The 23,952-nt window shown below is 61.6% G+C and carries 22 protein-coding genes; 9 read left to right on the top strand and 13 right to left on the bottom strand.

Annotation, left to right across the window (positions count from 1 at the left end; genetic code table 11):
* Positions 1 to 135: 135 nt before the first annotated feature.
* From HMPREF2724_RS09330 to HMPREF2724_RS09315, 4 genes are read left to right on the top strand one after another with little or no spacing between them, the layout of a single operon-like run.
* Complete coding sequence (locus tag HMPREF2724_RS09330; protein ID WP_061920874.1) at positions 136 to 897, top strand: LamB/YcsF family protein; 762 nt, start codon at positions 136 to 138, stop codon at positions 895 to 897.
* On the top strand, positions 897 to 2,450 hold the full coding sequence (locus HMPREF2724_RS09325) for a 5-oxoprolinase subunit B/C family protein (protein ID WP_061920872.1): 1,554 nt from the start codon (positions 897 to 899) through the stop codon (positions 2,448 to 2,450). The genes HMPREF2724_RS09330 and HMPREF2724_RS09325 overlap by 1 nt, the downstream gene beginning before the upstream one ends.
* Positions 2,451 to 2,459: 9 nt before the next feature.
* Positions 2,460 to 4,220: an acetyl/propionyl/methylcrotonyl-CoA carboxylase subunit alpha gene (locus HMPREF2724_RS09320; protein ID WP_061920870.1), complete on the top strand. Its 1,761-nt coding sequence runs from the start codon at positions 2,460 to 2,462 to the stop codon at positions 4,218 to 4,220.
* 57 nt (positions 4,221 to 4,277) lie between these two features.
* Positions 4,278 to 4,892 (top strand): GntR family transcriptional regulator, encoded by a 615-nt coding sequence (locus HMPREF2724_RS09315; protein WP_070455535.1) that lies wholly within the window; start codon positions 4,278 to 4,280, stop codon positions 4,890 to 4,892.
* Between the two features lie 231 nt (positions 4,893 to 5,123).
* Here the strand turns inward: HMPREF2724_RS09315 and HMPREF2724_RS09310 are convergent, their stop codons facing one another.
* Both HMPREF2724_RS09310 and HMPREF2724_RS09305 read right to left on the bottom strand, forming a co-directional pair.
* Positions 5,124 to 5,918 (bottom strand): putative hydro-lyase, encoded by a 795-nt coding sequence (locus tag HMPREF2724_RS09310; protein ID WP_070455536.1) that lies wholly within the window; start codon positions 5,916 to 5,918, stop codon positions 5,124 to 5,126.
* A 12-nt stretch (positions 5,919 to 5,930) separates the two neighbouring features.
* A complete protein-coding gene (locus HMPREF2724_RS09305; RefSeq protein WP_141748370.1) occupies positions 5,931 to 7,094 on the bottom strand; it encodes an NRAMP family divalent metal transporter in 1,164 nt (387 codons plus the stop codon).
* Between the two features lie 297 nt (positions 7,095 to 7,391).
* Here HMPREF2724_RS09305 and HMPREF2724_RS09300 point away from each other — a divergent pair, with 297 nt between their 5' ends.
* Complete coding sequence (locus HMPREF2724_RS09300) at positions 7,392 to 8,555, top strand: thiolase family protein (protein ID WP_070588313.1); 1,164 nt, start codon at positions 7,392 to 7,394, stop codon at positions 8,553 to 8,555.
* The gene (locus tag HMPREF2724_RS13430) at positions 8,556 to 10,739 is read left to right on the top strand and encodes a 3-hydroxyacyl-CoA dehydrogenase/enoyl-CoA hydratase family protein (RefSeq protein WP_070588311.1); all 2,184 of its coding nucleotides are present in this window, start codon (positions 8,556 to 8,558) and stop codon (positions 10,737 to 10,739) included.
* A 121-nt stretch (positions 10,740 to 10,860) separates the two neighbouring features.
* On the opposite strand, the gene HMPREF2724_RS09290 is transcribed toward HMPREF2724_RS13430, so the two are convergent.
* Both HMPREF2724_RS09290 and HMPREF2724_RS09285 read right to left on the bottom strand, forming a co-directional pair.
* The gene (locus tag HMPREF2724_RS09290) at positions 10,861 to 11,811 is read right to left on the bottom strand and encodes a DUF559 domain-containing protein (protein WP_070455539.1); all 951 of its coding nucleotides are present in this window, start codon (positions 11,809 to 11,811) and stop codon (positions 10,861 to 10,863) included.
* A gap of 402 nt (positions 11,812 to 12,213) precedes the next feature.
* Complete coding sequence (locus HMPREF2724_RS09285) at positions 12,214 to 13,389, bottom strand: acyl-CoA dehydrogenase family protein (protein ID WP_070432380.1); 1,176 nt, start codon at positions 13,387 to 13,389, stop codon at positions 12,214 to 12,216.
* Positions 13,390 to 13,483: 94 nt separating this feature from the next.
* Between HMPREF2724_RS09285 and HMPREF2724_RS09280 the strand changes: the two genes are divergently transcribed.
* Positions 13,484 to 14,041 (top strand): TetR/AcrR family transcriptional regulator, encoded by a 558-nt coding sequence (locus HMPREF2724_RS09280; protein WP_062041974.1) that lies wholly within the window; start codon positions 13,484 to 13,486, stop codon positions 14,039 to 14,041.
* A 3-nt stretch (positions 14,042 to 14,044) separates the two neighbouring features.
* On the opposite strand, the gene HMPREF2724_RS09275 is transcribed toward HMPREF2724_RS09280, so the two are convergent.
* Together HMPREF2724_RS09275 and HMPREF2724_RS09270 are read right to left on the bottom strand one after the other, a co-directional pair.
* The gene (locus HMPREF2724_RS09275; RefSeq protein ID WP_070588309.1) at positions 14,045 to 15,106 is read right to left on the bottom strand and encodes a hypothetical protein; all 1,062 of its coding nucleotides are present in this window, start codon (positions 15,104 to 15,106) and stop codon (positions 14,045 to 14,047) included.
* Entirely contained in the window at positions 15,099 to 15,608 is a 510-nt protein-coding gene (locus HMPREF2724_RS09270; RefSeq protein ID WP_256375027.1) for an RNA polymerase sigma factor, read from the bottom strand. Before HMPREF2724_RS09270 ends, HMPREF2724_RS09275 begins: the two co-directional genes overlap by 8 nt.
* A 290-nt stretch (positions 15,609 to 15,898) precedes the next feature.
* Here HMPREF2724_RS09270 and HMPREF2724_RS09265 point away from each other — a divergent pair, with 290 nt between their 5' ends.
* On the top strand, positions 15,899 to 16,939 hold the full coding sequence (locus tag HMPREF2724_RS09265) for a ribonuclease HI (RefSeq protein WP_061920849.1): 1,041 nt from the start codon (positions 15,899 to 15,901) through the stop codon (positions 16,937 to 16,939).
* A 550-nt stretch (positions 16,940 to 17,489) separates the two neighbouring features.
* Here HMPREF2724_RS09265 and HMPREF2724_RS09260 read toward each other — a convergent pair.
* The 7 genes from HMPREF2724_RS09260 to HMPREF2724_RS09230 all read right to left on the bottom strand — a co-directional run bounded on the left by HMPREF2724_RS09260 (position 17,490) and on the right by HMPREF2724_RS09230 (position 23,704).
* Entirely contained in the window at positions 17,490 to 17,882 is a 393-nt protein-coding gene (locus HMPREF2724_RS09260) for a hypothetical protein (protein ID WP_070588305.1), read from the bottom strand.
* A 102-nt stretch (positions 17,883 to 17,984) separates the two neighbouring features.
* Entirely contained in the window at positions 17,985 to 19,223 is a 1,239-nt protein-coding gene (gene galK, locus HMPREF2724_RS09255; RefSeq protein WP_070588303.1) for a galactokinase, read from the bottom strand.
* Positions 19,216 to 20,307 (bottom strand): galactose-1-phosphate uridylyltransferase, encoded by a 1,092-nt coding sequence (gene galT / locus HMPREF2724_RS09250; protein WP_070588301.1) that lies wholly within the window; start codon positions 20,305 to 20,307, stop codon positions 19,216 to 19,218. Before galT ends, galK begins: the two co-directional genes overlap by 8 nt.
* Complete coding sequence (locus HMPREF2724_RS09245) at positions 20,307 to 20,588, bottom strand: LPXTG cell wall anchor domain-containing protein (protein ID WP_061920792.1); 282 nt, start codon at positions 20,586 to 20,588, stop codon at positions 20,307 to 20,309. Before HMPREF2724_RS09245 ends, galT begins: the two co-directional genes overlap by 1 nt.
* 13 nt (positions 20,589 to 20,601) lie before the next feature.
* A complete protein-coding gene (locus tag HMPREF2724_RS09240; RefSeq protein WP_070518453.1) occupies positions 20,602 to 22,257 on the bottom strand; it encodes a sodium:solute symporter family protein in 1,656 nt (551 codons plus the stop codon).
* 17 nt (positions 22,258 to 22,274) lie between these two features.
* Positions 22,275 to 23,123, bottom strand: coding sequence for an aldose epimerase family protein (locus tag HMPREF2724_RS09235; protein WP_070455544.1), 849 nt, complete (start codon positions 23,121 to 23,123; stop codon positions 22,275 to 22,277).
* A gap of 104 nt (positions 23,124 to 23,227) precedes the next feature.
* Entirely contained in the window at positions 23,228 to 23,704 is a 477-nt protein-coding gene (locus HMPREF2724_RS09230) for a YdcF family protein (RefSeq protein ID WP_070455545.1), read from the bottom strand.
* Between the two features lie 31 nt (positions 23,705 to 23,735).
* On the opposite strand from HMPREF2724_RS09230, the gene HMPREF2724_RS09225 reads away from it, so the two are divergent.
* A partial coding sequence (locus HMPREF2724_RS09225) for a LacI family DNA-binding transcriptional regulator (protein ID WP_141748369.1) occupies positions 23,736 to 23,952 on the top strand: 217 nt, incomplete at its 3' end.

Genomic DNA, 23,952 nt, shown 5'->3' with positions numbered 1-23,952 from the left:
AGTCACGCACATCGACGCGCCGTGACTACCCCCGCCTTTCCTTAAAAATGGCGTCCCACTTCACAAAGTGACGTGACGCACGATACACTATCCGCCTATAGATTGTTGAACAATTTTAAAAGGGGATTTGAGTGTATGAGCCAGCTCTTTATTGATCTCAATGCCGACCTCGGCGAGACCACCGCAGGCAATCCAGTCGCAGACGACGCAGCGATGCTCAAACTGGTCTCCTCTGCCAACGTCGCCACCGGCTTCCACGCGGGTGACCCGCACTCCATCGCCGGCACCGTCCGCGCAGCCAAAGAGGCGGGCGTCGTCGTTGGTGCACACGTGGGCTACAACGACCCAGCCGCGTTCGGCCGTCGCTTCATCGACTACAACCCGGCTGAGTTGGCAGACGAAGTCACCTATCAAATCGGCGCGCTTGAAGCGCTGGCCCGCGCACACGGCACTCGCGTGAGCTACGTCAAGCCGCACGGCGCGATGTACAACGCCATCGTTTACCACGAGGCCCAGGCCAAGGCAGTCATCGACGGCATCAAGGCCTTTGGAGATATCCCGGTCATGCTACTGCCGGGCGGCGTGGCAGTCGAGGTCGCCGAGGCACGCGGCCTGACTGTAATCCGCGAGGCCTTCGCCGACCGCAACTACAACCCCGACGGCACCCTGGTCTCGCGCACACAGGACAATGCTGTGCTGCACTCGGCAGACGACGTCGTAAGGCGCGTTCTCGAGGTGGCAGAAACCGGCGCCATCACCGCCATCGACGGCAGCGTCCTTAGCGTAGATGCGCAGTCCGTTTGCACCCACGGCGACTCCCCGGGCGCCGTGGAGATGCTGCGCGGCGTGGTAGCCGAGCTGGATGCCCGTGGCATTGAGATCCGGAGCTTTATCTAATGCACATTCACCCCGTAGGAACCCGCGCGTTGCTCGTGGAGTTGGATGACCTTTCCCAGGTCATGACCTGGCACGAGGCACTTACTGCGCAGCCACTGAAAGACCAAGTCGATGCGATTGCCGCAGCGACTACCCTATTGCTCACCTTTAATACCCCGAACTCAGCGCATGCCGCCGCCGAATTCTTGGAGGATTTCCACCCTTCCGCACGCTCCGTGGAGGAGCCACGCTTAGTGGAGATCGACGTGCTTTACGACGGCGCGGATCTGGACGAAGCTGCCGACCTACTCGGTATGTCCCGCGAGGGGCTCATCGACTGGCATACCTCGACCGAGTGGCTTGCTGCCTTCGGCGGCTTTGCCCCAGGCTTTACGTATTGCACCCCGGCAGATGCCTCCCGCGGCGTCGACATCCCGCGTCGCTCTACCCCGCGTACCGCGGTGCCAAATGGTGCGGTAGGCATCGCCGGTAACTTCTCCGCGGTCTACCCGCGCGTCTCCCCCGGCGGCTGGCAGCTGCTAGGCACCACCTCGACCCCGATGTGGGAATCGGATGCGCAGCCGCCGGCGCTGGTGCAGCCCGGCGACCGCGTGCGCTACCGTGCCGTCAGCTCCCTGCCAGACATCGTGTCCACCACCCCGTTTGGCCGCCGTACCCCGGCGCGCCTGCCACGTATGGAAGTCATCGACCCAGGCCTTGTCACCCTCTTCCAGGACCAAGGCCGCCCGGGCCGTGGCAACTTAGGCGTTACCCCTTCGGGCGCGGCTGACCAGGCAGCAGCGGCCACCGCCAACGTCGCGGTGGGAAACCCGCGCGGTGCGACGGTGCTGGAAAACATCGGCGGTATTCGCTTGCGTGCCCTCACCGATACCGTCATTTGCGTCACCGGCGCCCAAGCCCGCGTGGTCCTCGAGGAGATGCCGGTGCACCTCGCGCGACCCGTGCTAGTTACCGCGGGTTCCACCGTGCGCGTCGAGCCCGCCACCTACGGCATGCGCTCGTACATCGCCATCCGCGGCGGCATCGTTGCCGATAGCGAGTTGAGCTCCGCGTCCACCGACGTGCTCTCCGGGCTGGGCCCGGCGCCGGTGCGCCTAGGCGACATCATCGGTGTGTTGCCGCGTTCTACCGCCATGACCGACGCGCAGCTAACGAACCCGCTGCGCGTGACCGAAGGGTCCCGTGGCCAGACCGAGGGCGTGCTGCGCTGTGTGCTGGGCCCGCGTGATGACTGGTTCACCAAGGAATCCCTCGAGAAATTCTTAAATACCGAATGGGAAGTTACTCCACAGTCCAACCGCGTCGGCCTGCGTCTTAGGGCCAGCGACGATGCGACCTTGTCACGTGCGCGCTCCGGCGAGCTTCCGAGTGAAGGAATGGTCGCCGGCTCCGTCCAGGTTCCGCCATCGGGTGAGCCGGTAGTCTTCCTGCGTGACCACGCCGTCACCGGCGGCTACCCCGTTATTGCCACCGTCCTCGAAGAAGACATTGATATCGCCGCACAGCTTCCACCGGGAGCCACGGTCCGCTTCGAACTCGCTACAACTATTTAAAGGTTAATCATGATTTCTGCAGTCCTTATTGCAAACCGCGGCGAAATCGCCGTCCGCATCGCTCGCGCCGCCCGCGATCTGGGCATTCGCTCCATCGCCATCTACTCCGAGGCAGACGCAGGCGCCCTACATACCCGCGTGGCCGACGAGGCCTACGCCCTGCCCGGCAACACCGCGGCCGATACCTATATGAACGTCCCGGCATTGCTAGACATTGCGGTTCGCGCCGGCGCCGATGCCATCCACCCGGGCTATGGCTTCCTTTCTGAAAACGCTGACTTTGCCCGCGCCGTCGCCAGTGCGGGCCTGACCTGGATTGGCCCAACCCCGGAATCCATCGAGCTGCTCGGTGACAAGATTGCGGCCCGCCGCGTGGCCGAGGAGGTCGGTGCTCCTCTGGCACCGGGCACCTCGGATCCGATTGATGACTGGCAGGAGGCCCGGGCCTTCGCTGAAAAGCACGGTCTGCCGATTGCCATCAAGGCTGCATATGGTGGCGGTGGACGCGGCCTGAAGGTCGTGGAAAACCTGGAAGACATTGAGGCGGCCTTCAACTCTGCAGGCCGCGAGGCTAAGGAAGCCTTCGGCCGCGCAGAGTGCTACGTGGAAAAGTTCCTGACTCACCCACGCCACGTCGAGGCGCAAATCCTCGCCGATACCCACGGCAACGTCGCCGTGCTCGGCACCCGCGATTGCTCCACGCAGCGCCGCTTCCAAAAGCTCATCGAGGAAGCCCCTGCCCCAGCGCTTAGCGACGAACAGCGCAAGGGCATCCACGAAGGCGCACGCGCCATCTGCGCCAAGGTGGGTTACACCGGCGCTGGAACCGTGGAGTACATCGTTTCTGAGGACGGCACCATCTCCTTCCTCGAGGTCAACACCCGTGTGCAGGTTGAGCACCCAGTCACTGAGGTGGTCACCGGCGTCGACATCATTGCCGAGCAGTTCCGCATCGCAGCGGGTGAGCCACTTTCTATCTCGACTGATCCGGAATCCACCGGCCACGCTTTCGAATTCCGCATCAACGCCGAGGACATCCTGAACGGCTTTGCGCCATGCCCTGGCACCATCGTGCGCTTTGAGCCGCCGACGGGCCCTGGCATCCGCGTTGACGCCGGCGTGCGCTCCGGCTCCATCGTGCCGCCATACTACGACTCACTGATTGCCAAGCTGCTGGTGTGGGGCCCAACTCGTGAGATCGCCCTGGCTCGTGCAAAGCACGCGCTCGAGGAGTTCGATATCGAAGGCGTGCGCACCGTCCTGCCTTTCCACCGCGACATGGTCTCCTCCCAGGTCTTGGCCGATCACGGCGATGCTGAGGCACAAGCCGGTATCTACACCGACTGGTTGGACCACAACTACCGCCCTTCTGCAGAGGCTACGAGCCACATCGCGCCGGTGGAAGCCATCTATGCCAAGCGCACCCAGGTGGCCATCGAAATCGACGGCAAGCTGGTTAGCGTTGGTCTGCCAGAGCGTCTGCTTTCCGGTGTGGCTGCCGGCGCTGCACCATCTGGCGCGGCAGGCAACGCAGAATCTGCCGGTGAGGGCGACAGCACGGAGGGTGCTGTCACCGCGCCTTACGACGCCAACCTCGTGGCCTGGAACGTTGCCGACGGCGACACCGTCGAAGAAGGCGATGACATCGCCACCATCGAGGCTATGAAGATGGAATCTGTTGTAAAGGCTCCACGCGGCGGCACCATCAAGCTGTTGGCCAAGGAAGGCGACCGCTTGGATCCGTCGAAGGTTATCGCGACTATCGACTAGTGGCCGTGACCTTCTTTTTCGAGCGGCCTCCGCACCCAATGAGTTAAGCTGTCTGGCATGCTTTCTCAGTCCGTGGCGTCGAGAATTCGCGATGGCATCTCGGCCGGCGAGTTCATGCCTGGCCAACAGCTCAGCGAGGTGAAAGCCGCTGAGCGCTTCTCTTGTTCCCGCAATACTCTCCGCGAGGCCTTCACCGAGCTCGCTGCGCAGCGCCTCGTGGAGCGCATCCCTAACCGAGGCGTCTTCATTGCGACGCCGGATGCCGATTACGTGCGCGACCTGTTCATCGCACGCGCCGCTATCGAGCCATCCGGTGTGCTGTGGGGCGAATTCGCCGACCCAGCAGCGTTGATTGAGCTTGTCACTTCTGCTCGCGCCGCGCAGGAACGCGGTGAGGACCAAGAAGTATCCAACATCAACCAGCGTTTTCACCGCACGCTGGTGGCGTCGCTTAAATCCCCGACGCTTAACGAGCAGATGAACAACCTGCTCGCACGGATGCGGCTGAGCTTCTTGCTCGTCATCCCGCGTTACCCCACCTTGCATGCTGAGCACATTGAGGGAAACATTCGCTTGTCCCAGCTCGTTGCCGAAGGAAAACGCGAAGAAGCTGCCGCGCTCTTGCACGACAGCTTGCTGCGCACCTGCGAGAAGATGCTCGCGGTCATCTAGCTTGGGGTGGCTTGGCGGGGCGGCTTCCCTGCCCCCCATTGCAGTTTGGTCCCATAGGTTGGGTCCCTTTGTGGGGTAAAGGGACCAGTAAGCCGAGTTTTCCGGCACCGGCCACTCGTAAAGAAACCCAACCAATAAAACCCAACCAATGAAACCCAACCAATGGAACCAAACCGCGCGGCCGGTCGTAGCAGTTGTGGAGGAAGCCGCAAGCGCAGCCGCAGACCGGGCTTAAGGCACCTGGTAGTCCACGTCACGCGCGTCGGTGACGAGCATCTTGCCGGGCTGGTGGGTAATCGCCAAGCGCGGCTTCGAGTTCATCACCACTGCTTGTGGTGTCACGCCGCATGCCCAGAACACCGGGATGTGACCCTCTGGGATGTCCACGGCGTCGCCGAAGTCAGGCCGCGAAAGATCCTCAATGCCAATAGCCTCAGGGTTGCCCACATGCACCGGCGCCCCGTGCACCGACGGGTAACGCGAGGTAATGCGCACGGCGTCGGCAACCTGATCTGCGGGAATCGGCCGCATGGAGACCACCAGCGGTCCGCTGAAAATGCCTGCCGGCACAGTCGCGATGTTCGTGCGGTACATCGCGACGTTGCGCCTTTGCTCGATATGGGCCAGCGTGATGCCATTTTCCTGCAGCGCTGACTCAAAAGTGAACGAGCAGCCGATGAGAAACGCAACCATGTCCTCAGTCCAGAACTCGGTGGCGTCTTCCACAGAATCGGTCAGCTCACCGTCGCGGAAGATGCGGTAGCCCGGAATGTCAGTGCGGATGTCGCCACCGGCGAGCAGTTCCGAGCTGTATTGGCCCGCCTCCAATACGCCCACAATCGGGCACGCCTTCGGATTACGCTGAGCAAACAGCAGGAAGTCGAATGCGTATTCCTGCGGCACGGCGAGCAGGTTCGCCTGCATGAAGCCGTCAGCGAAACCTGCCGTGGTCACCATCTGATTCTGCCGTGCATGCGCCCGTACGTTAGCAGGCTGCATCGAGGAAGAGTGCGCTGTGTAAGACATCGACTATGGCCCCTAAGCCCAGAGCTTCATGATTCCGGAGAAAGAGTTAAAACCGATGTAGAACTCTAGGAGCAGGGCCAAGGTTCCCAGCACCAGCAACCAGGTGGGGTACTTGGAATCGCCGAGGAGGCCGCGGCGTCGGTAAGCAACCCACATCACCATCGCAAACGCGATAGGCAAGATGATGCCGTTGAATGCGCCGGCGAAAATCAGCAGCTTCTGCGGAGCGGAGTTTAGAAGCAGGAAAAGCAAGGTGCAGACCGCAATGAAACCAACGGTCAGGAAGTTGCGGGTACGCGGGGCGACCTTCTGTGTGGTCACGAAGGAGATCGAGGTATAGGACGCACCGATGACCGAGGACAGGCCTGCCGCAAAGAGCACCACGCCGAAGGCACGCAGGCCGAACTCGCCGGCCGCCTGACGGAACGCATCTGCCGCGGTGTTGTCCTCAGACAGTGCTACGCCAGTACTGACGACGCCGAGGACCGCCAGGAAGAGCAGCACACGCATGATGCCGGTGATGATGACGCCCATGACGGAGGTAGTGGTGATGTTCTTGATGTGCTCGCTACCAGACATTCCACTGTCGATGAGGCGGTGTGCACCGGCGAAGGTGATGTAGCCGCCGACTGTACCGCCGATCAGCGTGGTGATGACGAAGAAGTCAATCTCTTCTGGCATCACAGTGTTTTTGAGCGCCTCGCCTACTGGTGGCTGGGAGACGATGGCAACGTAGAGCATGAGCAGAATCATGATGGCGCCGAGGGCAGCCACCAAGCGGTCAAGCGCGATGCCGGCGCGCTTGGACAGGAAGACGAAGACGGCAATCGCCGCTGCGATGACGCCGCCGATTCGGGCATCGATGCCAAGCATCGCGTTAAGGCCAAGACCCGTGCCGGCGATGTTGCCGATGTTGAAGACGATGCCGCCCAAGAAGACGAGCACCGCAAGGAACCAGCCGAGGCCTGGCAGAACGGTGTTGCCCAGTTCGTTTGCACGCATGCCGGAGACGCACAAGACACGCCACACGTTGAGCTGAATCGCGATATCCACGACGATGCTCAACAAAATGGCGAAGGCGAAGGCCGCGCCCATCTGGACGGTAAAGACGGAGGTCTGGGTCAAAAAGCCTGGACCAATGGAGGAAGTGGCCATGAGGAACATGGCGCCGGCCATGGCACCAATACCCTTGGGCGGGTTTTTGACGGCTGCAGCTGTTTCAGCACTCACTAGACTGTCCTTTCGTGACGCGGGTCGCATCGTTATGTGATGTGCATCATCTTAAGGTGTTGTTGAACAATTTGGAAAGAAAAACGGTCATTCACTCTAAATCTGCAGTTCACAGCCTTATGGGCAGGTACCCCCTCTACCCCAGCCCACCAACTTTATTTCCAATACACCATTGCACATTCCAGAATTGTGACCTAGGATTCATCTTTAACTAATAGTGATTCGTATTCTTAGGGGCTACACATGACCAAGAATGTCTACATCGCCAGCGCGGCACGCTTGCCCATCGGTAAATTCGGTGGCAGTCTCTCTCGTCTATCACTGACGGAACTCGGCACGCTCGCTTCTCGCGAAGCGATTGACCGTTCGGGAATTCCGGCCGCAGACATCGATACGACAGTGGCTTCCAACGTCCTGCCGGTAGTTCCGAGCGATCTCTACATCGGCCGCAAAATAGCCCTCGGCATTGGGATGCCGGACTCCTCAACCGCGCTCGGAGTCAACCGTTTGTGCGGCTCAGGTGTCCAGGCAATTATCTCCGCGGCCCAGCTTCTGCAATCTGGTGACGGCACCACCGCCCTAGTCGCCGGCGTCGAGTCCATGAGCCAGGCGCCCTATTCCGTCGACGGAATGCGCAGCGGCAAGAAGATGGGTGACGGCAAACTCTACGACTGGCTCACCGGCGCGCTGTCCTGTCCTTTCGGGACAGGCCACATGGGTGTAACGGCAGAAAATATTGCCCGTGACTACGGTATTAGCCGCGAGCGCCAGGACGAGTTCGCAGCGGAATCACAGCGCCGCGCCGCGGCGGCGCAAGCAGAAAACATCCAAGCCGAGGAACTGGTCCCCGTAGGCGACCTGGATTTTGATGAACACGTGAGGCAGACGAGCGTCGACAAGCTGGCGCGTCTCAAGCCGGCCTTTGCCAAGGATGGGACCGTAACCGCAGGCAATGCCTCCGGCATTAACGACGGCGCGGCCGCAGTGGTGCTCACAGGCCAAGAGGAGCTGGAGTCGCGGGCGCTGACGCCACTGGCGAAGATCGTCAGCTGGTCCATCGCCGGCGTCGACCCCACCCGCATGGGCTTAGGCCCCATCGCCGCTGTGCCAAAAGCCCTGAAAAAGGCCGGCCTAAAGCTGGACGATATCGACCTCATCGAGTCCAACGAAGCCTTTGCTGCCCAGGCCATCGCGGTGCAGGACGAGCTTGGTTTCGACCTGGCTAAGACGAACATCTACGGCGGTGCCGTCGCCCACGGCCACCCGGTTGGCGCCACCGGCGTCATACTTGTCACCCGCTTGGCTTATGCACTGCGCCGCCTGAACAAGCGATATGGCCTGGTCACCATGTGTATCGGCGGCGGGCAAGGCATCGCGCTGATCATAGAGAACGAAGGAGCGAAGTAAATGTCAATCACCAAGGTTGCCGTCATCGGCGCGGGTTCCATGGGCTCGGGCATCGCGGCGCTGTGTGCGTCGGCGGGCCTCGACGTCGTCCTGCTCGATCAAAACGCCGAGTCCGCGCAGAAGGGCGTCGATATACAGTTGAAGCGCCGCGGCTTTTATCTCCCCCAAGACGCCGAACGCGTGCGCGCTTCCGCCGACTATGCGTTGTTAGAAGACCGCGATTGGATCATCGAGGCCATCTTCGAGGACCTGGGCGCCAAGCACTCCTTGTACCAAGCCATCGAGCCGCATCTGAAGCCTTCAGCGATTCTCAGCTCGAATACCTCCACCCTCCCGCTCGCTCGCCTCAAGGACGGCGTTCCGGTCGCACGCCAGGAGCGCTTCGCCATCACTCACTTTTTCAATCCGCCCAAGGTCATGCGCTTAGTCGAGTTCATCGCTTCCGGCGAGACCGAGGCCACGCTGCGCTCGACTATCGAACAAACCCTGGGCAAGATTGCGCTCGAGTGCCGCGATACCCCGGGTTTTATTGCCAACCGTGTGGGTTGCTATTGGATGGCAGCCGGCGTCGCCCGTACGCGCGAGAATGGCGTGAGCTACGAGCTTGCCGACGCCTCCTTCGGCCGCGCCTTCGGCATCCCCCGCACCGGTATCTTCGGGCTTTTGGACTACATCGGTTTGCAGCTGGTGGGGCCCATCTGGAACTCATTAGAAACCGCACTGCCTGCCGACGACCCGATGTTGAAGGTTCCGCTCGGCGAGGATGCTTTCATCGCGGGTCTGGTCGAGCGCGGTTTGACCGGGCGCACTGGCGAAGGCGGCTTCTACCGCGGGCGCAACGAGGTCATCAACTCCGACTATGAGTACGTGGCACGCACCCAACCGGACGACCCAGTCATAGGGCTCAAGGATCCGCGCGAGGTCATGGACACAGATTCGCCGGGCGGCCGCTTTGCCCGCGCGGTTTTCCTCGATACGCTGCGCTATTGCTGCGAGGTAGCGCCGGAAATCGCCGCGCACGTCGGGCTTATCGACGACGGCCTCACCCTCGGCTTCGGCTGGAAGAAGGGCATCTTCGCGCTTGCCGACGCCATCGGCATCGAGTGGGTTGCCTCCGCCTACGGTGACGACGTGCCGGCGTTGGTAGACGCGGCAGCCAAGGCCGGTGGATTCTTTGCTGACGGTCAGGCGCTTAGCGCTGACGGCAAGCTGCGGCCACTGCCTGCCCGCGAGGGTGTCGAGAGTCTGCGTTCGCTGGCGCTCGAGACCGTAGTGTCGTTGCCCGCCGGCGCGGTGCATGCTTTAGAAACCGAAGCGGGACGAATCGGCATCGTGGACTTCCATACCCCGATGAACTCCTTGCCGACCACCGCTCTTGAGGTCATTCGTGCTGCGGTTTCTGCGGTAGACGAACACGGCTTGCAGGCGCTGGTCGTGGGCAACGATGCGCCGGTGTTCTGCGCGGGCGCGGACTTGGCTTCGATTGCCGCGGCAGGCGAGTCCGGCTCTGCTGAACGCGTCAAAGAGCTCATTGCGGACGGCTCAAACACGCTGCGCCAGCTGAAGTTCGCGCCGGTTCCCGTGGTCGCGGCGGTGCGCGGTGTTGCCCTAGGCGGCGGCTTAGAGCTAGCCCTTTCCTGCGATCGAATCGTGGCGCACGCAGATAGCCAGCTGGCTTTCCCAGAGCTCAACGTGGGTCTCTATCCGGGCTGGTCGGGCACGATTTCCGCACTGGAGCGTCTCCGCACAGCTGGCGTGGCCGACTACCACCAGAAAGCCTTCGACTTCATCACCTCGACCAAGCCCTTCCCCAACGCTTTCGTGGCCAAGGAACAGGGCTTCCTCGCGGCAGACGACGTCGTATTGATGTCCCCTGACCACGTCCTGGCGCGTGCCATCGCGGAGACGGAGTCGCTCATTGAGGGCTACGCCCCACCTGCCGATGACGCGATTGACCTTTACTCCGGCCCTGCCCTCGACCGCGAGTGGCCCCTGGAGAATGCCACTGAAAACGACCACGTCATCGCAGCAAAGTTGGCGCAGATGTACACCGGTGAGGGCTCGCTGAGCTTTAACCAGTTCGCCGAACGTGAGGTGGAGTACGACGTGCCGCTGGTGTTACTGCCCGCGAACGTCGAGCGCGCCAAGCACATGGCGGCGACGCGTAAGCCGCTGCACAACTAGCCCGCGGACCTGTCCCCCACCGGTCGGGCCGCTGGTCAGCCGGGGCCCGTCCCAACCATTCTTTCGGATTGGTCCCATAGGTTGGGTCCCTTTACGGGGGAAAGGGACCACCTAGCGGGTTTTAGCCGGCCTTCTTACTCGTAAAGGGACCAGTAGACTGGGACCATCCTCGCTGTTGGGCAGCTTCCAGCGCCTGGCGCACCTCCCGCACGACACGGGCTCTCTCCGTGAGTAGCTCCCGTGGGCTGTATCGCAGCACGATGAAGCCACGGTTCTGAATCAGCTTCTCGCGTCGTCGCTCCTCCACGATTGTTTGCTCGGCACTCTTGCCAAACGACGAGCCGTCGTATTTGACGGCACCGTCGATCTCGATCACGACGGCGTCGTCAATGCATGTGTCTGCGCGGAAGTTCGGCGGAATGAAGTACTGCGCAACCACCTTCTCTCCCAGCTTCTCCGCGATGGCGATGCCTCGAAAGTAGGACTCGAAAGGCGATTCCGAATGCGCGATGGCGTGCTCAATCGCCTTCCGCGCCTGCGGGGCACCGTGCACGCGACCCATGGCGATCAGCGTGCGGCGCAGCTCGTCCTTCGTGGTGAGTTCCTTCGCGAGCGCCGAATCCATGGCAACGAGTCCCTCTTCGAAGGAATGGTGCCTTGCGATGTCGATGCACGCTCGTGCCACAGTTGTGCAACGGGTGCCGAGCTGCTTGGAAATCATGTTGTCTGGCAGGTGCGTCTTGCGGTATTCGTAATCGGCTGGAATCTTCGTCTTTACTGGCAGAGATTTGGACTGCCTGGCCATTTCAATCTTTTCGTCGAAAGGCGGGAGGACCCAAAGGCCCCATAGCCTGGCTGCTGACTTTCCTATCATGATGGCTTTGTGCACGCTTTTGCCCGCGGCAATCACTTTGAGGCGCTGGCGTTCGTAAGTGGGTAATTGCTCGAAGTAATCCCGCGGGGTTGCGACCCAGGGCGCTATTCGCAGAAGCTCGCCATTGGCTATTTGCTCCCACACGTGGTGATCGTTGGACAGTGGACGTAAGTGAATGAGTCGTTGTGTTTGAGTCATACAACAATGTTCGCCAAGCGCGTGCGCCCGTGTCTAGAGTCAATTTTTTGCCTGTGGATAACTCTGTATTTGTGCAGATAGAAGCAGTGTTCCCTAGGGGGAGTTGGCGCTTTCGAGGCCGTCTGCCGGCTGGTGCCTCAGCGGCTGGCCTCTTACTGGCGAATGGGCGGTTTCAGCTGCCGCGATTTGGTCCTCCTCTAGCGGTCCCATTGGTTGGGTAGTTTTACGAGAACCGACTCCCGCGCAATGGCTCCTAAGGGTTTCTTTACCCCCTAAAGAAACCCAACCAATGGGACCAAACCCGGTAAGGGGTGGAGCGAGCGCCAAGCGAGGTGCGAGAGCGCCAAGCGAGGTGCGAGAGCGCTAGGCGGCACGCATGCCAAGCGGGGCGCGGGCAGGCTGCTACTTGTAGGCCGAGAAACCCGTAATGACCTTGCCCATGATGAGGCTCTGCACGGTGTCGGTTCCCTCATAGGTGTGCATGGCCTCGATGTCGGCAAAGTGGCGCGCGATGTCGTTTTCTAGCAGGATGCCCACGCCGCCGAGCATGTCGCGGGCGTCGGAAGCAATGCGTCGCGCAGCGCGGGTGTTGTGCAGCTTCGCCGCGGAAGCCTGCGGCGGGGTGAGCGTGCCGGCCTCCTCGCGGGCGGCAACCTCGCGGCAGGTCAGCATCATCTGGTTGAGGTCCAGCACCATGTTGGCCAAGCGCTGCTGGATGATCTGCGCTTTTGCCAGCTCACGGCCGAACTGGACGCGCTCCATGACGTAGTTGCGCGCGGTTTCATAGCAAGCCACGGCCGAGCCCAACGCCATCCACGAGACGCCGATGCGCGTTGCAGTCAGCACGCGGGAGACGTCCTTAAACGTTTGGCAGCCGGGCAACCGGTTGGAGGCAGGAATGCGGCAATCCTCCAAGACGATGTGCGCCTGGTGGATAGCGCGCAGTGACAGCTTGCCGGTAATCACCGTGGCCGAGTAGCCCGGCGCGTCCTGCGGAACGATGAAGCCACCCACGTTTCCGTCCTCCATACGGGCGTAAATCACGGTCACGCCACCGGAAGCACCGTTGCCGATCCATTTCTTTTCGCCGTTGAGAACCCAGGAATCGCCGTCGCGGACCGCGGTGGTCTCCAGTGCAATGGAGTCAGAACCGTGCAACGGTTCCGTCAGACCAAACGCGCCGAGCAGCGAACACGACGCCATCGCTGGCAGGTAGCGGGAGCGCTGTTCCTCCGAGCCAAGCATCGCGATGGAGCGCATAGCCAGGCCGGCCTGCACGGCAACGACAGTGCCCATCGAGGCGTCGGCACGCGTGACCTCCATGAGCGCCAAACCCGCGCCGAGTGAGGTCATGGACTCGTGGCCAGGAACGTCAAGGCCGTCCGTCATGAGGTCGAGCTCGCCTAAGCGGCGCACAAGTTCGAGGGGGTATTCGCTTTTCTCCCAATGCTCATTGATAACCGGAAGGCAATCTTCACGAAACGAGCGAGCACGTGCCCAGACCTCGGCGTCTTGGGCACTGATGCCGTCGAACGCGCCGAGAAAGTCAGTTGTAGAATCAAAGAGATTATTGGACATTGCGGGCCTCCGAAACGAATCACTATTAGTCTGCTATTGTGATACACGCCTCACCGCCTGTCAAGAGAACGTACCCAGCGAAAGGCACACCACCATGGCTAACCAGAAGCGCCGCGACCAAATCGCCACCGCCGCCCTTGACCTCTTTGACCAGCGCGGCTTCCACGGCACCGGCATGGAAGACATCGCAAAGGCAGTGGGCATGCGGGCATCGAGCCTCTACAACCACTACAAGTCCAAGCAAGAGCTGCTCGCCGAGGTCACCGTCTCCGCCATGGAGGAACTCCTTCGTGCCAACGCCGCGGCGCTCGCCGGGGTCACGGGTTCCGAGGAAAAAATCCTCGCCACGATGCGCGCACACGTCATCTTCCACGCCACCCACGCCAAGCGCGTCCGCGTGGTCAACAACGAGCTCAACAACCTCGAAGACCCCCACAAGTCCGTGGTCCTGCAGCTGCGCCGCGACTATGTGGCGCGTTGGATGAACGTCGTCGACGAGGGCAGCTTCCAAGCCGAGAACCTCAAGATTGCCTGCTGGGCGCTCATCGACATGGGCATCGGCGTGGCCACGTGGTTTAGCCCCGATGGCCCGTACACCGCCGAGGAGCTCGGTGACATGTACGGGCAGTTCGCGCTCCGCCAGCTGACCTAGCCGCTACGCGCAGCCAATCTCCTCGACCTCTTCGTGGTCCGGGTAGATGACACGGATGCGCGAGTACACCTTGGCGTTGTAGCCACACGCTTCACGCTTGTCGACGACCACCCGCACCGGCGTCTGCTTAAACTTGCCCTCCGCACAGAAGGGGTCGCAGTCGTTTTCGACGGCCGTACCCTCAGCCGTGGCCTCATCGGCGCCCCAGTTGGACCACTTGAGGTCATTGACCAGGTAGTTGTTATCACCGCAGGCCAGCGCAATGCTGTCGGGGCCTTCCAGGCCGGTGACGGACACGCAGCCCAAGATGGCTGTGGCCTCCACGGTGGTGGTCACGTTGGGGCCGACCAGACCGACCACGCGGACCAGCTGACCGGTTGCTGGAAGGATGGAGAAGCTGATGTGGTCAGCGTCGCGAATGACGCTGATGAGTCCGTCCTCCCCCACGCCGTCGTCGGAGCCCTGCGAGGTCGAAGCCAGGTCGTTGCCGTCGGTGGCGGCCAGGATGTCGTAGACAATCTTCTGCTGCTCGCTGCTCAAACCCGGCTGCAGCAGCAGCTGCAGCGCGCCGAGGGCGCGGTTGGGGAAACGATCCGCAAGAGCTTCTAGCCCAGCGCGGTCGGTGGCCGCCATGAGGTCTTCTGCGGGGATGGCCGGCTGCGGGTCGAACCCTGGCAGCTCGCCTTGGGAGGAGATGTTCACGGTGCCGTCGACGCCCACCGAATACTCGGTCGTGACAGTAGACGAGCCATCGGTGTCCACGCGCTTGAGGTACTCCTTTGAGGTCACGCCCTTGTCCGCGGCGTCGGGCTGCGCGGCGGCAGCCGCGCCCGCGTGCGTGAGCACCTCCGCCACGGCGACCGGCTCGCTGCGGTTCACAAACGGGATGACCCCGCCGACCAAAGCTAAGACACCGACGCCCGCGGCCACGGCCGTCCACGGCGTGCGTGACCCCGAATCGACGATGCCGCTGAGGACCGCCTCGGAGCGGGTAAGGGCGGCGTCGTCAAGCGCAGCGTCTGGCACCGGATTTGCGGCGCGCAATTGGGAAAGCGGATCAGTCATCGTGGCCTCCGGTGAGCTCGGAAAGGTGGGTGCGGGCGCGGTGCAGGCGCACGCGGACGTTGTTAGGGGTGATGCCGAGGACCTCGGCGATCTCGGCCTGCGTGAGCTCCTCCCAGGCGAAGAGAGTGAGGATCTCGCGCTCGGCATAAGGAAGCTGCAGCAGGGCGCGGTTGATGTCGAGGGACAAGTCAACGGCGGCGGATTCGTCGGGAAGGGCTCCGTCAAAGTCGTCGAGGTTTTCGAACTCGCGGCGCGAACGATAGAACTCGCGCATCACGTTGCGTGCGATGCCATAGAGCCATGGCAGCGGGTTCTCTCCTGTCAGGGTGTCGAAGTTGGCCCAGGCGCGCTCGAAGACGTCGGCAGCCAGCTCCTCAGCGTACTCCTGCGGCACGCGACGCCTTAAGAACGCCAAGACGACAGGATAATGCGCGCGAAAATGCCGGGAGAACTCCCGCCTTCGCGCGCCGGGCAAGGTTAAGACGGACAAATAAAACTCCACGAGCCTGCTGGAACATACTTCACATAGAGTATGTTGCAGCAGGCTCGGAATTATTACAGACTAGTGCGCGACTTTTTCTTTAACCGGAATCAGCACTGTCTTGGCCAGGGAGGCGGCCATGCCCGCGGCGTCGACGCCCACCGCAGCCAACGGAATGATGATCATGAGGCCATTTCAGCCGCAAACAACCAAGGAGGAGCGCCGTTCTTTTGGGACTAAAGAGCCGCTTTGAGGCTGATTGAAAAGTCCGTTGTGCTTGGTGTCGGGCGCAGATGGTTTACTAGTAGACGATGGAACCGCTCGAACTCAGCGCGCTCACCGGCACGCAGTCCCGTACGTATGGCACTCGGAAGATCACCGACTCTATGGTGAACGCACCGGTCCATGTGGCGATCGCACTATGGGACGAGCGCTGGGACTCCGCGCCGGGCGGTACTGTTGATGGCTGGGTCATCGCAGTAAACACCAGGCAGACTCGGTTCATACGCAAGGGCCAGACCAAGAGCGGCGACGTGGTGGAGATTGCCATCCGCGAGTTCGAGAAGGCCACGAAGAACCTGAAGGGCCGAGTCTGGATTGTCACGGGGCGCCGGCAAAATGCGCTGCGGTCGGCGCTGGAACGGCGCGGTTATACAGTGACGGGCAGCTTTGCGGAGGAAAATAGGGCGTCGAAAAGCGCGAGCTCTGTGCGCCGCAAGGAAGCGGGCCTGACCGCGCGTAAGGCCAAGAAGTTGGGCGAGGCACCGCGGAAGAAAGAGTCCACGCAGGTAGAGACTCCGAAGGCACATTGGTGGCCAAACTTCTCGCAGGCGTCATCATGGCCGGAGGGCGCCACGGTGCGCATTGCTACCGACGCCTCCTCCGACACCGTGTTCAAGGGCTCCATGTGCTTCGTGGCGGGCAATGGCGACTACCGGCTGCGCACCCGCGAGACTAAGGCGGGTACTGACGAGCTCGAGCTGGAGTCGCTGACCTTAGCGCTGAAGTACCTGCTCAAGGTGGGTGCAAAGAAAGCGATTATTGAAAGCGACTCGGTCGCGGCGCTCGAAGCAGTGGAGCAGTTACGCAATAAGCAGTCGAAGGCGGTGCGCTCGCGGCGGACGTGGCGCGGCGTAACGTCAGGTGCGCGGTCGCGTTTCCAGCAGGCCTGGAACGACGTCGAAGGCGAATGCGAGGTGGAAATCCGCCGCGTGCTTGGCCATGCGGGCGATCCGCTCAACCGCGCGGCGGACCAGATTGCGTACATGGGGCTGCGTGCGATTGCGCATCCGATGAAGCAGTCGCGGGCCACGCTGCAGGAGGGCATCACCAAGGCGCTGGCCAAGCTTTAGGCTTAGCCGCGAAAAGATGATCAGGCAGGCAAACGCCACCGCCCACCCCCCACAGCCAACGGCGTTTGTGCAGTTTATCGCGATAGATGACGGACATTAACAGGTACCACGCCGACGGGATAATAAAGAAGAGACTGGTTCCTGGGGCCGCGCTAAAATCAGTAAATCCGATTAAAAGGAGAAACGCTGACAGGCCAGCTTTCCACCAAGAAAATAGGTAAAACTTGCCATCTGCCTCTGCTGGCTCTGGCTCGTTAGCTTCGGTTTGAGCTGGTACGGCTTCGCTTGGCTCGTCTACTAGCGCTGGTTGGAAAGACTGCGTTTGCGGGGATGTTTTCGACGCTTTCGTGTTGGTCCCCCTCTACGGGTTTCCCTCTAATGGTCCCTTTACGAGTAGCGTTGGCGACGAATACGGCCCATTGGGTTTCATTACCCCCTAAAGAAACCCAACCAATGGGAGCCAACCAATGGGACCAGTCTGGGACGTGCGGAAACCCCAGGCGGAGAGGGCCAGAGGCGAGGCCAGGCGGAGGCCAGGCCGCACAGGGCGCTAGTGGCCGCCGTTTCCGCCGGACGCGAAGGTGAAGGTATCGGTCTCACCGGAATCGCAGGTCACGGTGTAGGTGTGATAGCCGTCGGCAGGACCGGGGCCGATGTTGTCCGGCGCGGTAACGTAGCCCACCAGTTGGCCGAGGTCAGCTGCCGGCGACATCACCGTCGTCGCACCCCATGACGTGGTCAGGTTCGCGCGAGTGCCCGGACAGTTTGCCGCAATAAGCAGCTCCTGGCCCGGCTTGAGCTGACCGTCAACAGTACTGGTCAGCTGGGGGCCAGCGGTGGTCTTCGCATCCTCGCTGAACGGATTGAAGCCGGTAGCAACTGCAGCGCCACCACCAGCCAAAATAGCGCAAGCAGCGGTAGCAGCAACGAGGGTCTTTTTCATGATGACTCCTTAACTAGGAAGTTGGTGTTCACCTAGTTAGTTGCACTACCGTCGCGTTTATTACAGGCGACCAGAGAGTTTTTCCAGCCGCCAGTAGGGGGCTTAGCCGGCGATTCGGCGCGCGCCGTCGCCAGGGCTGGCCACAAGGAAGGTCGGCGCCGGGAAGCCGCGCTCAGCCGCGGCAGCAGCGATTGCCTCCGCCGTCGACTCCACATCGGCACGCTTGACCAGCACAATCACCGCGCCACCGAAACCGCCCCCAGTCATACGCGCGCCCACCTCACCGGCCGCCACGAACGCGCAGTCCAGCTCCGGCGTGGTGACCTCGTACTGGTCGCGCAGCGAGATGTGGCTATCGCGCATGAGCTCCCGGAAACGGTCAAGGTTGCCGGCCTCCAAGTCGGAGGCAGCTTCCAAGGTGCGGGCGGTCTCCTCCACGACGTGGGCGACGCGGCGCTTAACGACGCCTTCATCCTCTCCAACTTCCCTTGCCCACCGGGTGGCATCCGCAACGGCATCGGGAATATCGCGGATAGTTCCGCCGCGGGCCTCAGAGCCCGCCAATGCAGACTGAACCGCATCGATGACGCCGCGGCGGGAAGCGTACTGGCCGTCGTTCAAAGAGTGAGGGGCGTTGGTGTCCGCAATCAGCAGCACCATGTCGCGCTCAGCAATGTTGAACGGCACGCGGCGCACCTCACCCGTGGAGAAGTCCAAGACGAGCGCTTTGCCCTTCTCCCCGAAGAGGCTCGCGTTCTGGTCCAAGCCACCCGTCGAGGCGCCCACGACTTCGTTCTCCGCGCGCATGCAGGCGAGAACCAGGCGGGTGCGGGCGGCGTCGTCAGGCGCGTGGCCTGTCGAAAGCTCGTAGGCCGCCACCGCCACCGAACACTCCAACGCCGCGGAGCTGGAGAGACCGGAGCCAACCGGAACGTCAGAGACAATCGCGATGTCCAAGCCGGTGCAGGAGGAAATGCTGCCATCTTCCAAGCCAGCCCACAGCGAGCCCACGACGTAACCAGCCCAGGCATCCGGGGTACCGTTGGCCCAACCCGGGCCAACCTCATCCAGAAAAACGTCCACGCGGCGGACTTGGCCGCCAAACTCCGAGGCGATGCGCACGAGCCCATCCGAACGCGGAGCCACGGCCACGGCCGTGTTCTGCTCCAGCGCGAAAGGAATCGAGGCGCCGCCGGCATAATCGACGTGCTCGCCGATGAGGTTCACGCGGCCCGGCGCGGCCCACACACCAGCCGGTGCAGCGTCGAAGTTGGAGCGGAAGAGTGCGGTCGCGGCGTCGGCAAGCGCGGCGTCGGAGCGAGTGGAAATCCAGTTAAGCATCCCAGACCTCCTTGAAACGGGCGGCGATGCGCTCCGGGGTCGTGTCATTGATCCACACTGCCTGCGCGGACTCCGAGCCGGCGAGGTACTTCATGCGGTTCGGCGAGCGCATCAGCGAAAACAGCTGCAGGTGCATGCGCACGTCCCCGCGCAGCGTAGGGTCGGCCGGCGCGAGGTTCCAACCAGCGATGTACGGGGTCTTTTCCACGCCGTCGAAGAAACGGTCCACAGCGGTATACAGCTTCTTGAGCAGGGCGGCGAGGTCGTCGCGCTGCGCGCTGGAAAGCTCGGTGAAATCAGCCGCGTACTCGTTTGGCATGACCATGGCCTCCAGCGGCCACTTCGCGGCAGCTGGGACGAACGCGGTGAAGTGCTCGGTCTCGGCAATGATGCGCGTTCCCGCCTCGCGTTCCTTGTCCAAGATATCCTGGAAGAGGTCGCCCTCGTAAGCCTGGGAGCTGGCCACGATAGCCTTCATGCGCGGCGAAAGGAACGGGTAGGAATAGATCTGGCCGTGCGGGTGCTGCAGCGTCACGCCGATTTCGGCGCCGCGGTTTTCAAAAGGGAAAACCTGGGCCACCTCAGGCAGCGCAGACAGCGCAGAGGTGCGGTGTGCCCACGCCTCGATCACGGTGCGGATGCGGCTGACCGGGAGATCCTTGAAGCTCAGCTCCGGGTCAGAAGTAAAGCAGACCACCTCGCAGCGCGCCTTGGCAGGCTTGCGCGGGACCAGGCCCATCTCGTCTACGTCTTCCTCGTAATCCTCCATGCCCATGGCAAAGGACGGGAAGCGGTTTTCGAAGACAACGACGTCATAAGAAGGCGAGGGAATCTCCGTAGGCAGCTGGCCCGGCAGCGTTGGGGCGAGCGGGTTCTCGTTGGCTGGCGGCATGAACGTGCGGTCCATGCGGTGAGCGGCAAAAGCCACCCAGTCACCAGTGAGCGGATCGCGGCGCATCTCTGAGGCCGGAGTGACCTGCGGCAGATCGCGGCTGTCTTCTAGGACGCGATCGGGGTGTGGGGTGTCGTCGAAGTAGATGATTTCGCGGCCGTCGGCAAGCGTCGCCTTGGTGATCTCTACCATTACTTGGCCTCCGTCAGCTTCGACTCGTCGATCTTGGAAGGGTCAACGATGATGGGGCGCAGCTTAGCCCACAGCATGAAACCTGCTGCTACGGCTGCCATGGCGATGCCCGCCCAGAGGTTGTCGGAAGAATCCTTCGCCATACCGGTTTCCGGGTTTACGCCTGGGTCGAGGGCAAAGGAGCAGATGATAAGCACGATGCCGTAGAGGCCAAGCAGGGCACCGATAACGTTGCGGAGATCGAAAGCGCCTGCATGCTGAGGAGAAGTCTTTTGAGTCATGATGGTTGCTCCTTTAGGCAAAGATGACGTTCAGGCCGATTGCAATGACCAAACAGATGACGCCGAGCGGAACGGTCTGCTTGTACCACGGAAGGTTCTTCTCGGTGTAATCCTCGAAGTGGTCCTTCGGCGTAACGGAAGAAACAAAGCCCACGAGCTCCTCGTCCGGCTTCGGCTGAGTAAACATGGTGACGATGACGGAGACGATGATATCTACCGTAAATGCCACGCCGGCGGCCACGAATGCGGTGCCCTGGCCTGGCAGGTTGAAGATGGAAGCCGTTGCGTCAGTAAAGGTTGCGATGTACCAGAAGGTAATTGCAGATGCGGTACCTGCAACGAGGCCGGACCAACCTGCGTGCGGGGTCATGCGCTTCCAGAACATGCCCAGGATGAAGGTGGCGAACAGCGGAGCGTTGAAGAAGCCGAACAGCGTCTGCAGGTAGTCCATGACGTTGCCGAAGTTCTGGGCCAAAAGTGCGGTAAAGACGGCCACGCCGGTGGCGACGACGGTCGCGATGCGGCCGAACTTCAGGTAGTAGCCATCCTCGCGCTCCTTAACCACGTAGGTCTGCCAAATGTCATAAGAGATAACGGTGTTAAAGGCCGAGATGTTGGCGGCCATTCCGGCCATGAAGGAAGCGAGCAGGCCCGCAATTGCGACGCCCAAAAGGCCGTTCGGGAGCAGGTCGCGCATCAGCAGCAGGATGGCGTCGTTTGGCTTGGCGGTCTCTTCCATCAAGTCAGCGACGGAGACGGAGGCAATCATGCCCGGGATAACCACGAGGAAGGGCACGAACATCTTCGGGAAAGCACCAATGATTGGCGTCTTGCGCGCTGCAGAGATCGACTCCGATGCCATGGCGCGCTGGACCTCGACAAAGTTGGTGGTCCAGTAACCGAAGGAAAGGACGAAGCCTAGGCCCAGGACGATGCCGATGACGGACCAGACCGGATTCTCGAAGCCAGATATGTCAGTGCCCGGCCAGGTGTGGAAGTGGGAATCGTTCGCCACGGAATCCTTCAGCCCCTGCCAGCCGCCGACGCGGTTCAGGCCGATAATCGTCAGCGGTGCCAGCGCAGCGATGATGACGAAGAACTGCAGCACCTCGTTGTAGATGGCAGCGGACAAGCCGCCCAGGGTGATGTAGGACAGGACGATGATGCCGGCAACAACGAGCGCGACCCACATAGGCCAGCCCAGCAGAGCCTCGACGATGGTGGCCAGCAGGTACAGGTTCACGCCTGCGATAAGCAGCTGGGCTACGGCGAAAGAAATGGCATTGACCAGGTGCGCCGCGCTACCGAAGCGCTTGCGCATGAACTCTGGCACGGAACGCACCTTGGAGCCGTAGTAGAACGGCATCATCACGATGCCCAGGAACACCATGGCCGGGATAGCGCCGATCCAGAAATAGTGCATGGTCTGGAAGCCATACTCCACGCCGTTGGCGGACATACCGATGATCTCAACCGCGCCCAAGTTCGCCGAAACGAATGCCAGGCCGGTCACCCATGCGGGCAGTCCGCGGCCGGAGAGGAAGAAGTCGATGGAGGAGGAAACGCGGGCTTTGGCAGCCCAGCCGATTCCCAGGACGAAGAGGAAGTACAAGGCAACGAGCAGGTAGTCCACCCAGGTTGCGTCGAGTCTCAATACTGAAGGTTCCATGTGGAGAGCTTTCTTTACTAGATTGCGCTCAAGCGGAGCTCGTAGGCAATCGGTTGATGTGCGTTAATTTCGGCAAGGTCGATGCCACTGCGCAGTGCGTTCGGTGGAGCGCTCATGGGTTCCACTGCGAGTGCACGGCCGCGGCCGGGGTAGTTGTCCGGGGTATACATCTGTACCCAGTCAAGGCCCGGCCCCATTGCAAGGCGAACGCCTTTGCCTGCGGAAACGTAATCCGCCGTGAGGGGCCCCTGTCCGCGGAAGCAATCATCCCAAGCCACGTCAGCGATACGCTGCTGCTTGACGACGACGCTTTCCACCACGCCCGTGGGCAAGTTCCGGGTATCAAGAAGGTGGTGTTCGGTGACGCCGAGACTAAGAATTGAGGCGTCGGCAGCCGCGCCGCGGGCAGAAAGATAGGTATGAAGGCCAAACGCGAAGGGGCAATCCTGCTCCGCGCGGGCCTCAAAGCGGGCGTGAAGCCCAGTTTGATCGAGGCTGTAAGTGGCGGTGAGCTGAATGGGCCACGGCCAAGGGGCCTCGATCTGGGTGGTGAGCTGAACTTGGTTCACGCAGTAGCGCTTTAATTCCCAAGCCTTGTCGCATACAAAGCCATGGATGGCGTTGTTGCGCTCAGGCTCGTTGACGGGCAGACAGTAAACGCTCCCCCGCCAGTTAAAACGACCATCTGCAGTGCGGTTAGGCCACGGGGCAAGAACTACGCCGGCGCACATGGGCGGGAGATCCTGATAAGTCTCCACCAGCGGCTCGCCGACGAAGGTCAGCGATTTAATACCGCCGCCGAAGCTGGCAATTTCCGCCTCGTATGCGCCATGCGCTATCCGGTAAGTAGGTGCCTGACTGGTCATAACCTAAGGCCTTCCTTTTCCGTGTGTAACTCACTACGTGGCTTAGGTTAAGACGCTGCTCAAACGCTAGTCAAACGTTTGCATAAACTTGCATAATGAATTTGCTAACGTCCAAAAGCGCTGATGACTGGTAATAAACGGCGCCACATAATCCGTGCCGCGGAGTGCGGAGTGGCAAGGACCTCACGCAAATAGTTTTCTGGTTTTAGCGCCCATGGCGTGAAAGCAGGATGCACGCGAATCGGGATTCCGAGGTGCCACGACCACAGCTTGGTACGCAGTGCATGGAAATCACTGGTGACTACATCGAAGTAAGGCGGCTTGCTCATCGCATAGGCATTTTCGAGGTTCTCATTAGTGCTCGTGGCACGTGGCTCGACGATTATCTTCTCGCGCGGGACTCCCCTGCCCACCAAATACTCGGCCATGACTTCGGCCTCGCCATAACCGGAGACGATGATGTCTTGTCCCCTCCAAATACGAAATGCGTGCTCGAGCCTGCGCTCAAGCATGGGGCCAGGCACTCCGCCTTGCACGCGGGCTCCAAGGACCAAAATGGGGACTAAGCTAGGGCCGAACATAGTGCAAAAGCCTAATTGAGAAAGGACTTCCGTGGCCACACCGACTTTGAAGGACCTCGCCGCGGCCACGGGGGTTTCCATCTCCACCGTCTCCCGCGCGCTGGCCAATCACCCTGCGATTTCTCCGGCGACCACGCAAAAGGTCAAGGCTGCGGCCGAGCAACTGGGCTATCGCCCAAATGCGCAGGCACGCGCGCTGCGCGGTTCACGCTCCGATGCTATCGGCGTGGTGATTCCGAACCTGGCGG

The organism is Corynebacterium sp. HMSC071F07 (genome assembly GCF_001810285.1).
GTDB classification, from domain to species: Bacteria; Actinomycetota; Actinomycetes; order Mycobacteriales; family Mycobacteriaceae; genus Corynebacterium; species Corynebacterium simulans.
This window is presented reverse-complemented; position numbering and strand designations above follow the sequence as displayed.

Coding starts and splice junctions, on each gene's coding strand:
- HMPREF2724_RS09330 (WP_061920874.1), top strand. CDS start 136: ATGAGCCAGCTCTTTATTGATCTCAATGCCGACCTCGGCGAGACCACC.
- HMPREF2724_RS09325 (WP_061920872.1), top strand. CDS start 897: ATGCACATTCACCCCGTAGGAACCCGCGCGTTGCTCGTGGAGTTGGAT.
- HMPREF2724_RS09320 (WP_061920870.1), top strand. CDS start 2,460: ATGATTTCTGCAGTCCTTATTGCAAACCGCGGCGAAATCGCCGTCCGC.
- HMPREF2724_RS09315 (WP_070455535.1), top strand. CDS start 4,278: ATGCTTTCTCAGTCCGTGGCGTCGAGAATTCGCGATGGCATCTCGGCC.
- HMPREF2724_RS09310 (WP_070455536.1), bottom strand. CDS start 5,918: ATGTCTTACACAGCGCACTCTTCCTCGATGCAGCCTGCTAACGTACGG.
- HMPREF2724_RS09305 (WP_141748370.1), bottom strand. CDS start 7,094: ATGGCCGGCGCCATGTTCCTCATGGCCACTTCCTCCATTGGTCCAGGC.
- HMPREF2724_RS09300 (WP_070588313.1), top strand. CDS start 7,392: ATGACCAAGAATGTCTACATCGCCAGCGCGGCACGCTTGCCCATCGGT.
- HMPREF2724_RS13430 (WP_070588311.1), top strand. CDS start 8,556: ATGTCAATCACCAAGGTTGCCGTCATCGGCGCGGGTTCCATGGGCTCG.
- HMPREF2724_RS09290 (WP_070455539.1), bottom strand. CDS start 11,811: ATGACTCAAACACAACGACTCATTCACTTACGTCCACTGTCCAACGAT.
- HMPREF2724_RS09285 (WP_070432380.1), bottom strand. CDS start 13,389: ATGTCCAATAATCTCTTTGATTCTACAACTGACTTTCTCGGCGCGTTC.
- HMPREF2724_RS09280 (WP_062041974.1), top strand. CDS start 13,484: ATGGCTAACCAGAAGCGCCGCGACCAAATCGCCACCGCCGCCCTTGAC.
- HMPREF2724_RS09275 (WP_070588309.1), bottom strand. CDS start 15,106: ATGACTGATCCGCTTTCCCAATTGCGCGCCGCAAATCCGGTGCCAGAC.
- HMPREF2724_RS09265 (WP_061920849.1), top strand. CDS start 15,899: ATGGAACCGCTCGAACTCAGCGCGCTCACCGGCACGCAGTCCCGTACG.
- HMPREF2724_RS09260 (WP_070588305.1), bottom strand. CDS start 17,882: ATGAAAAAGACCCTCGTTGCTGCTACCGCTGCTTGCGCTATTTTGGCT.
- galK (WP_070588303.1), bottom strand. CDS start 19,223: ATGCTTAACTGGATTTCCACTCGCTCCGACGCCGCGCTTGCCGACGCC.
- galT (WP_070588301.1), bottom strand. CDS start 20,307: ATGGTAGAGATCACCAAGGCGACGCTTGCCGACGGCCGCGAAATCATC.
- HMPREF2724_RS09245 (WP_061920792.1), bottom strand. CDS start 20,588: ATGACTCAAAAGACTTCTCCTCAGCATGCAGGCGCTTTCGATCTCCGC.
- HMPREF2724_RS09240 (WP_070518453.1), bottom strand. CDS start 22,257: ATGGAACCTTCAGTATTGAGACTCGACGCAACCTGGGTGGACTACCTG.
- HMPREF2724_RS09235 (WP_070455544.1), bottom strand. CDS start 23,123: ATGACCAGTCAGGCACCTACTTACCGGATAGCGCATGGCGCATACGAG.
- HMPREF2724_RS09230 (WP_070455545.1), bottom strand. CDS start 23,704: ATGTTCGGCCCTAGCTTAGTCCCCATTTTGGTCCTTGGAGCCCGCGTG.